This window comes from Kitasatospora sp. NPDC047058, assembly GCF_040643935.1.
GTDB lineage: Bacteria > Actinomycetota > Actinomycetes > Streptomycetales > Streptomycetaceae > Kitasatospora.
This window is the reverse complement of the sequence record NZ_JBEYVJ010000307.1, coordinates 1-8,684: the sequence shown is the minus strand read 5'-3', so window position 1 is coordinate 8,684 and position 8,684 is coordinate 1. Positions and strand designations below refer to the sequence as shown.

The following is an 8,684-nucleotide window of genomic DNA, read 5'->3' as shown; positions in this document are numbered from 1 at the left end:
GCACTGCCGATCGGGGGGGTCGCCGCCCCCCGGTAACCCCGCAGCCCCTGGGGGCTGCCCGGCGGGATCCGCCGGACAGCCCCCCACCGCACGGGGGCGGCGCCGCGCCCACCGGCCCACCCCCGTCCCGCTCCCGCCCCACCCGGAGGACCTCCCATGCGGCTCTACCTGCTCGCCCTCAACCCGACCGACTCCGTCACCCGGGGCTTCCTCCCGGCCGCCGCCCGGCTGGGGCTGGACGTCACCGTCCTCACCGACCAGGCCGAACCCCACCGGCACGCCTACGCCGGGCTGGAGCCCGCGCCCGAGGTGGCCGAGTGCGACGTCCGGGACTTCCGCGAGGTGATCGGCCTGATCTCCCGGCACTCCGCCGCCGGGGCGCCGTTCGCGGTGTTCAGCAACAGCGACCACCTGCAGACCCAGACCGCCCTCGCCGCCGGGTACTTCGGGCTGCCGGCCAAGGACTGGAAGGCCGCCCTGCGGGCCAAGAACAAGGGCGAGCTGCGCCGCCACCTGGCCGCCGCCGGCGTGGACACCGTGCGCTCGGCCGAGCTCGGCCCCGGCCAGGACCCGTCCGTGCTGCGGGAGTCCGGCCTCCCGTTCCCGGTCGTGGTGAAACCGCGCGAGGGCGTCGCCAGCGAGGACGTCTCGCTGGTCGCCGACGCGGACGAACTGGAGCGGCGCTGCCAGGAGATCCGGCAGCGGCGGCCCGGGGCGGCCCTGGTCGTCGAGGAGTTCCTGGACGGTCAGCTGTGCACGCTGGAGACGCTCGGCGACGGGCGGCGACGGTACGTCCTCGGCGGCTTCCGGACCAGGATCTCCCCTCCCCCGCACTTCATCGAGGAACTGCTGGAGTTCGTCCCGGCCCACCCGGCGGCGGTGGTCGAGCAGGTCCTCGCCCAGCTCGACGTGATCGGCGTCGGACTCGGCGCCTGCCACACCGAGTTCGTCGTCCAGCCGGACGGCCGCGCCCGGATCATCGAGGTCAACTACCGTGCCATCGGCGACCAGTGCGACCTGATGCTCGCCGAGATCCTCGGCATCCCGCTCTTCGAGCACATCATCGCCGCCCACCTCGGCCGCGAACTTCCCGCCGACCTCGGCGACTTCTGCGCCTCCACCACGCGACGCGCCCGCAACGAGCCGATCCTCGCCGACCGGGCCGGCACCCTCACCGCCGCTCCCGGACCGTACGAGGAGGAGCGTGACGGCGTCCGCCTCGGCTACCAGCCGCACCGCCCGCTCGGCGAGCGGCACGAGCTCTACCGGACCAACCGGGACTACCTGGGCGTGATCTGGGCCGTCGGCCCCGAGCAGGCCGCCGCGGACGCCGCCGTCGCCCGGTTCGCGGCCGCGAACCAGTGGGTGATCACGCCGTGAACGCCCCGCACCCCGCCGAATCCCCGCACGTCACCGAGCAGTTGGCCCTCCGCGTGCTCTCCGCACTGGTACGCGAGGACGTGCTCGGCCTGCGCAGCCGCGGCACCGTCGAGGACCGGGCGGACGGCCGCTGGCTGGTCCTGGCCGGGGCCGGACTCGCGCTGCCCGTCACCCGGGAGGGCTTCCAGAGCGAGTACGCCGCCCGGCTGCCGCTGCTGGAGTCCGACGGCGCGCAACTCACCGGCCTCGACGCCGTCCTGGCCGCGCTCGCCGCACACGCCGAGGCCGAGGACCGCGACGGCTGGACCGCGTTCGCCGAGGAGTGCCGGCAGACCCTCGCCACCATGGAGCTCCACGACCGGGCCCGCGGCGAGGTGCACACCGCGCTCACCGACCTGTACGGCGCCGACCCCGCGTCCTGGACGGGCCTCGGCGCCAGTCTCGCGCAGGACACCCTCGCCGCCCATCTCGACCACCCCGTCTACCCGACCGCGCGCGGCCGCTCCGGACTCACCGAGCCGCAACTGCGCGCGTACGCACCGGAGTTCCACCCCGCCTTCGAGCTCCGGTGGCTGGCCGTGCCGGCCGGCGCCGTGCAGCGGGCGGGCGGGCCGCTGCCCAGCTGGTGGCCCACCCCCGCGTGGCTCGGCCTCGACCTCGACGGAGCCCCCGGCCGTGACGCCGGCCGTGACGCGGGCGGCGGCCGCGGCGGTGACCTCGGGGGCAGCCTCGGGACCGGCCACGGCGATGACCTCGGGGGCGGCTGGCACACCCTGCCCGTCCACCCGCTCTCCGTCGGCGCACCGCTCGACGAGGCACTGGCCGCCCTCGGTCTGACCGGGCGGGCGGTGCTCGCCGACCGGCCGTACCTGACCGTCCTGCCGACGCTGTCCATGCGCACCGTCGCCGTCGCCGAGGATCCCGCCTGCCACCTGAAGCTGCCGCTGGCCACCGCCACCCTGGGCCTGAAGAACCGCCGCACCATCAAGCCCGGCGTGCTGCCCGACGGCGCCGCCGGCCAGCGCCTGCTGGAAACCGTCATCGGCCTCGAACCGCGGTTCTCCGCAACGATCCTGCACGCCGACGAGCAGTGCTACGCGGAAACCGGCCACGAACTGCTGGCCGTCCTGCTGCGCCGCTACCCCGCCGGGCTCGGCGACGCGGTGACCGTCCCGCTCGCGTCGCTGCTGGCCCCCGCGCCCGGCGGCCGGCTGGTCGTCGACCACCTCGCCGACCGCTTCTACCGCGGCGACCCGGTGGCCCTCTACGACGCCTTCCTCACCCTGCTGCTCGACTGGCAGACCACGCTCTTCCGCTACGGCATCGCCCTCGAGTCGCACCAGCAGAACACCTCGCTGGTCCTGGATCACGCCGACGGCGGGACGCGGCTGCGGCTGCTGTACAAGGACAACGACGGCCCCCGGATCCACGGCCCCCGCCTGGCCGCCGCCCTCGGCGGACTCGCCCCGGAACCGGCCGAATTCGACGACCACGCACGGGTGTTCGGGGACACCGACCGGCCGCTCACCGACCTGTTCGGCACCATCACCGGCCACCTCTGCACCGGCTCCCTGGCCTTCGGGCTCGCCGCCCACGGGCGCGCCGGACTCGGCGAACTGCTGGCCCTGTTGCGCAAGCGGCTGGCCGAGGCCGTCGACCGGCTCGGCCCGGCCGGCGAACCGCTGCGGGCCGCGCTGCTGGACGCCGAACGGCTGCCGGTCAAGGCGATGGTCACCGCCGGGACCCTGCTGAGCAAGCAGCGCTCCGGCGCCGCGGACATCAACAAGCACTACACCGACGGCCCCAACTACCTGCTGCCGCACGCGTTCCCGCTCCAGGGGAACCCCCGGTGACGGCCGACGCGCTGGCACCGCACTCCGGCAGCGGCACCAGCCGCCCCGGCAGCCTCGGCCGGCGCCAGGTGCACGCGGTGGCGGCCTGCTACTTCGTCGCCTCCTTCGCCGCGCTCGGCCTGCCACCGTACCTGACCGCGATCCTGCCCGCGCTCGGCGACCCGCAGGGCCGGTGGGCGGGTGTGCTCTACATCGTGCCGACGGTGTTCAGTGCCCTCGGCGCCCCGTTCTGGGGGCGGCTCGCCGACCGGTTCGGCCGCAAGCGGCTGCTGCTGCGCGCCCAACTCGGGCTCACCGTCTCGTTCCTGCTGGCCGGGGCGGCCGGCAGCCTGCCCGCGTTCACCCTCGCGCTCGTCCTCCAGGGCTTCCTCGGCGGCACCTTCGCCTCCACCAACGGCTACCTGGCCGCCGCACTCGAAGGCCCGCGGCTCTCCCGGGCGCTCACCCTGATGCAGGGCAGCGCCCGGGCCGCGCTGGTCGCCGCGCCGATCCTGGTCGGCGCGCTGTCCCCGTGGATCGACCCGCACCGGCAGTACCTGCTGATGGCCGTCCTGCCGCTGGCCGCCGCCGCACTGCTCTCGCTGCTGCCGGAACCGGCGCGGCCGGCCCGGGCCGGGGGCCTCGCCGGGGACCTGGCCGACCACCGGGCTGGGGACCTGGCCGGCGACCGGAGTGGCCGGGCCGACGGGCCGGGCCGCGGCGAGCCGACCGCTGTCGAGGCCGCCGAGGCCGCGGCGGGCGGCGGACGGGCACCGCTCGCGGTGCTGTACGCCCTCGAGTTCGCCTTCGTCTTCGCGACCGTGATCTCCTTCCCCTACCTGATATCCCTCGCGCAGGACCGGCTGCCCGGCGTCTCCGGCACCACCACCGGCGTGCTGTTCGCCCTGCCGCACCTGTGCTACCTGGCGTTCGCCGCCCGCACCCACACCGTCTTCCTCGCCCGCCCGCACACCGGCATCGCGATCGGCTTCGGCCTCGTCGCGCTCGGCCTGGCCGGGCACGCCGTCGCCGGCTCGCTGCCCGCGTTCGTCGCCGTCCGGCTGCTGCTCGGCGCCGGGCTCACGCTCGGCCTGGTCTGCCTCTCCGTCCTCGCCGCCGAGGCCGCCCGGGGCCGGGCACCGGGCCGGATGTTCGGCACCCTCGAGTTTGTCTCCAAGGGCGGCGCCGTCGCCGCCGGCGCCGTCGCGGCGCTGGCCAACGGCCGGTTCGGCGCCGCCGCCCCCGTGGTGGCCGGTACCGTGGCCGCCCTGCTGGCCGCCGCCGCGGCCACCGCACTCACCCTCCCGCCCTGCAAGCGTTGGAGCCCCCGATGATCCACGAACTGCCCGAAGCACCCGAACTGCCCACCGCCGACCAGGCCGTGGCCCACACCCTGCTCAACTGCGTGCTCCGCGAAGTCTCCGCGCCCGAGCACCAGACCGCCGTCACCGACGGCCGCCTGCTGCTCCGCCTCCCCCGGCGCGGCGTGCTGCTCCGGGTCGCCCTGCGCCGCACCTCGCTGCTCGGCGCGCACCGCTTCACCGGCCCGGTCGAACGCGAACAGGCCGGCGACTGGCACGCGCTGGACTGGCGTGAGCTGGCCGGATACGTCCAGGACGAACTGGAGCTGCGCACCGGGACGGTCAACGAGGAGTTCCTCGGTCAGCTGACGTCCAGTCACGACGGCGTCGCGACCGGGCTGGAGCACCGCCCGGAGGCCGGCGGCGACCGCTACCTGGAGTCCGAGCAGGCCCTGCTCTTCGGCCACCGGTTCCACCCCGCACCCAAGTCCCGCTCCGCCGAACGCGGCGACTGGCGGGCCTACGCGCCCGAGTCGCGGGCGGCGTTCCGGCTGCGGCACCTCGCCGTGCGGCGCGAGCTGATCGCCGAGTCCGCCACCGACCCGGCGGCGACCGCACTGCTCGACGGGCTGCGCGAGGTGCCGGACGGCTACCGGCTGCTGCCCGCCCACCCCTGGCAGTACCAACTCCTCGCCGACCACCCGCTGTTGCGCGGCGCACTGGAACGCGGGGACATCCTGGACCTCGGCCCCGGCGGCGAACCGTTCGCCGCCACCGCCTCCGTCCGCACCCTGCACGGCGCGGGCGCGTTCCTCAAGTTCAGCCTCAACGTGCGGATCACCAACTGCCTGCGCAAGAACGCCGCCTACGAGCTCACCGGCGCCGTCGCACTGACCAGGCTGCTCGCCCCCGCACTCACCGACCTCGCCGGACGCTTCCCCGACGCCGCGATGCTGCGCGAACCGGCCTTCCGCACCCTGGCCCTGCCCGGCGCGGACGGCCGCCCGGACCGCGCGCTCTACGAGGGCTTCGGCCTCATCGTCCGGGAGGGCTTCGCGGACCTGCTGCGCCCCGGAGTCACCCCGCTGCTGGCCGCCGCCGTCGCCGACGAGCACCCGACCAGCTCGGCGCACGTCTCCGCACTGCTCGGACCGGACGCCGGGGTGCCGGACGCGCTCGACTGGTGGACCGCCTACCTGCGGCTGCTCGTACCGCCGGTGCTCGCCGCCTACTTCGACCACGGCGTGGTGCTGGAACCGCACCTGCAGAACGTGCTGATCGGCGTCGACGCGGACGGCCGCCCCGCCCAGGTGCTCTTCCGCGACCTGGAGGGCACCAAGCTCGTGCCGGAGCGGAACGCCGCCCTGCTCGCCGCCCTGCCGCCCGAGGTGGCCGGCCCGATGGCCTACGACGCCGAGCGCGGCTGGGACCGGGTCGTCTACTGCCTGCTGGTCAACCACGTCGCCGAACTGCTCGCCGCCCTCGCCGACCGCCACCCCGAGGCGGAGGGCGCGCTCTGGGAGGCCGTCCGGCGCGTCCTGGAGGAGTACGCCGCCGCGCACGGCCGCCCGCCGCGGCTGCGCGCCCTGCTGGCCGGCGTTCCGCTGCCCGCCAAGGCCAACCTGCTGACCCGCTGGGAGCGCCGGCCCGACCGCGAGGCCGGCTACGTCCGGCTGCCGTCCCCGCTCGCCCGCACCGTGCTCGCGGAGGCCGCGCACCTGCCGGCCCCGGGGGCGCGGACGCCCGCCTGGAGTGCCCGATGACCGACCGCACCGCCGCCCCCGAGCCGTTGACGACCGACGCCGTCCGCCGGCACGTGGCCGCCCTGGCGCCGGACGCGCTGCCCGCCTTCGTCCACGACCTCGCGGCGCTGCGCACGCACGCCGCCGCCGTCCGGACCGCGCTGCCCGGCCGGGTCGAGCTGTACTACGCCGCCAAGGCCAACCCCGACGCTCCGCTGCTGACCGCGCTGCGCGATGCGGTCGACGGCTACGAGGTCTCCAGCGGCGGCGAGTTGGCACACGTCCGGGCGGCCGTGCCGGACGCGCCGCTGGCCTTCGGCGGGCCGGGCAAGACGCCCGCCGAGATCCTGGCCGCGGTCGACGCCGGGGTGCACCGCTGGCACGTCGAGAGCGAGCAGGAACTGCACCGGCTCGCCGCCGTCCTCGCCGGTCCGCGGCCGGAGGCCTCGGTGGACGTGCTGCTGCGGGTCAACCTGCCGGTGGGCGCGGGCGCGTTGGACACCGTGGCCCTCGCCATGGGCGGCCGCCCGACCCCGTTCGGCCTGGACCCGGACCGGGCCGAGGCCTGCGTCCGCCTGCTCACCGACCCGCTCGGCCCGTTCGGCCCGCTCCGCGGCCGGCTGCGGCTGCGCGGCGTGCACGCCCACCTGGCGAGCGGACTGGCGGCGGCGGAGCACCTGGCCGTCGCCGGGCAGGTCGTCGGCTGGGCCGCCCGGCTGGCGGAGCGGCACGCGTTCCCGCTGGACGAGGTCAACGTGGGCGGCGGCATGGCCGTCGACTACGCGGACCCGGCCGCGCGCTTCGACTGGACGGCCTTCGGCGAGGGCCTGGCCGAGCTGCTCGACCGCCACCCCGGCCCCGTCCTGCGGATCGAGCCGGGCCGTGCACTGACCGCCTACTGCGGCTGGTACGCCACCGAGGTGCTGGACGTGAAGCAGAGCCACGGCGAGGACTTCGCCGTGGTCCGCGGCGGCACCCACCACCTGCGCACCCCGGCCACCCGGGGCCACGACCAGCCGTTCGGCGTCCTGCCGGTCGACGCCTGGCCGCACCCCTGGCCGCGGCCCGCGGTCACCACCGGGCGCGCCACCCTCGCCGGGCAGCTGTGCACCCCGAAGGACGTCCTCGCCCGGTCCGCCGGAGCCGCGGCGGGCCTGCGCACGGCCGACCGGGTGCTGTTCGCGATGGCCGGCGCGTACGGGTGGAACATCTCGCACCACGACTTCCTGATGCACCCCCGCCCGGGGTTCCACTACCTGGCCCCGGAGCCGGGCGCGGCGGGAGCGGCGTCTCCGGGTGACACGCCCGACGACGCCCCGACGGGCCCGGATCGGTCAGGAATCGAGAAGCGCAGCTCGCCGGGTGGCGTCTAGCCTGCCCATCATGGACATCACCATTCACACGACCGCCCTCCCGCACGACGACCCGGACGCGTCGCTCGCCTTCTACCGCGACGTCCTCGGCTTCGAGGTCCGCAGCGATGTGGGACAGGGCCGGATGCGGTGGATCACGGTCGGCCCGGCCGGTCAGCCCGGCACCTCGATCCTCCTGGCGCCGCCCGCCGCCGATCCCGGCATCACCGAGGACGAGCGGCGCACGATCACCGAGATGATGGCCAAGGGCACGTACGGCTGGATCCTGCTGGCCACCACGGACCTCGACGCCACGTTCGAGAAGGTGCAGGCCGGTGACACCGAGGTCGTCCAGGAGCCGACCGACCAGCCGTACGGCGTCCGCGACTGCGCCTTCCGCGACCCCGCGGGCAACCTGGTCCGCATCCAGGAGCGGCGCTGAGCCGAGCCCGGACTCCGTCCCGCCGCCGTCCGGCGGGCCGGGCCGGACGGGCCGGGCCGCACCACCGGGCGTCCGGGGTCCCCGCCGTTGCGGGCACCCCGGGCGCTCGACGACGTCGACGGCACAGGACGACGAACGACAACGGGGAGGATTCTCATGGGCAGGCCCGAATGGCGGCGTGCACAGGCGCAGCGGCTGGACGATCTCGCACGGCTGCGCCGCGTCCGCGACCGGATCGACCGGGAGTACGCGCAGCCGCTGAACGTGGAGGCGCTCGCCCACGACGTGCACATGTCCGCCGGGCACCTGAGCCGGCAGTTCCGGGCGGCCTACGGCGAGTCGCCGTACTCGTACCTGATGACGCGCCGTATCGAGCGGGCGGCGGCGCTGCTGCGGCGGGGCGATCTCAGTGTCACCGAGGTCTGCTTCGCGGTCGGCTGCGCGTCGCTGGGCACGTTCACCACCCGCTTCACCGAGCTGGTGGGCATGCCGCCCGGGGCCTTCCGGCGCCAGGCGGCATCCGCCGCGGCCGGCCCTGCCGATGCCGCGGGTGCGGCCGGTGATGCGCGCCCGGCCGGTGACACGGGTGGGCCCGTCGGGTGGGTGGCCGGGCCGGTCGGGTCGGCGGGTGTGCC

At 75.9% G+C, this 8,684-nt stretch carries 7 protein-coding genes; all 7 read left to right on the top strand.

The window, feature by feature from the left end; genetic code table 11:
• Positions 1–156: 156 nt before the first annotated feature.
• Positions 157–1,380, top strand: coding sequence for an ATP-grasp domain-containing protein (locus ABZ885_RS30885; protein ID WP_360195800.1), 1,224 nt, complete (start codon positions 157–159; stop codon positions 1,378–1,380).
• On the top strand, positions 1,377–3,233 hold the full coding sequence (locus ABZ885_RS30880; protein WP_360195797.1) for an IucA/IucC family protein: 1,857 nt from the start codon (positions 1,377–1,379) through the stop codon (positions 3,231–3,233). Before ABZ885_RS30885 ends, ABZ885_RS30880 begins: the two co-directional genes overlap by 4 nt.
• The gene (locus ABZ885_RS30875; protein WP_360195795.1) at positions 3,230–4,546 is read left to right on the top strand and encodes an MFS transporter; all 1,317 of its coding nucleotides are present in this window, start codon (positions 3,230–3,232) and stop codon (positions 4,544–4,546) included. Before ABZ885_RS30880 ends, ABZ885_RS30875 begins: the two co-directional genes overlap by 4 nt.
• Complete coding sequence (locus ABZ885_RS30870) at positions 4,543–6,276, top strand: IucA/IucC family protein (RefSeq protein WP_360195792.1); 1,734 nt, start codon at positions 4,543–4,545, stop codon at positions 6,274–6,276. The genes ABZ885_RS30875 and ABZ885_RS30870 overlap by 4 nt, the downstream gene beginning before the upstream one ends.
• Entirely contained in the window at positions 6,273–7,628 is a 1,356-nt protein-coding gene (locus tag ABZ885_RS30865) for a type III PLP-dependent enzyme (protein ID WP_360195790.1), read from the top strand. The genes ABZ885_RS30870 and ABZ885_RS30865 overlap by 4 nt, the downstream gene beginning before the upstream one ends.
• A gap of 10 nt (positions 7,629–7,638) precedes the next feature.
• On the top strand, positions 7,639–8,049 hold the full coding sequence (locus ABZ885_RS30860; protein ID WP_360195787.1) for a VOC family protein: 411 nt from the start codon (positions 7,639–7,641) through the stop codon (positions 8,047–8,049).
• 156 nt (positions 8,050–8,205) lie between these two features.
• The coding region (locus ABZ885_RS30855; protein WP_360195784.1) for a helix-turn-helix transcriptional regulator at positions 8,206–8,684 on the top strand (479 nt) is incomplete at its 3' end.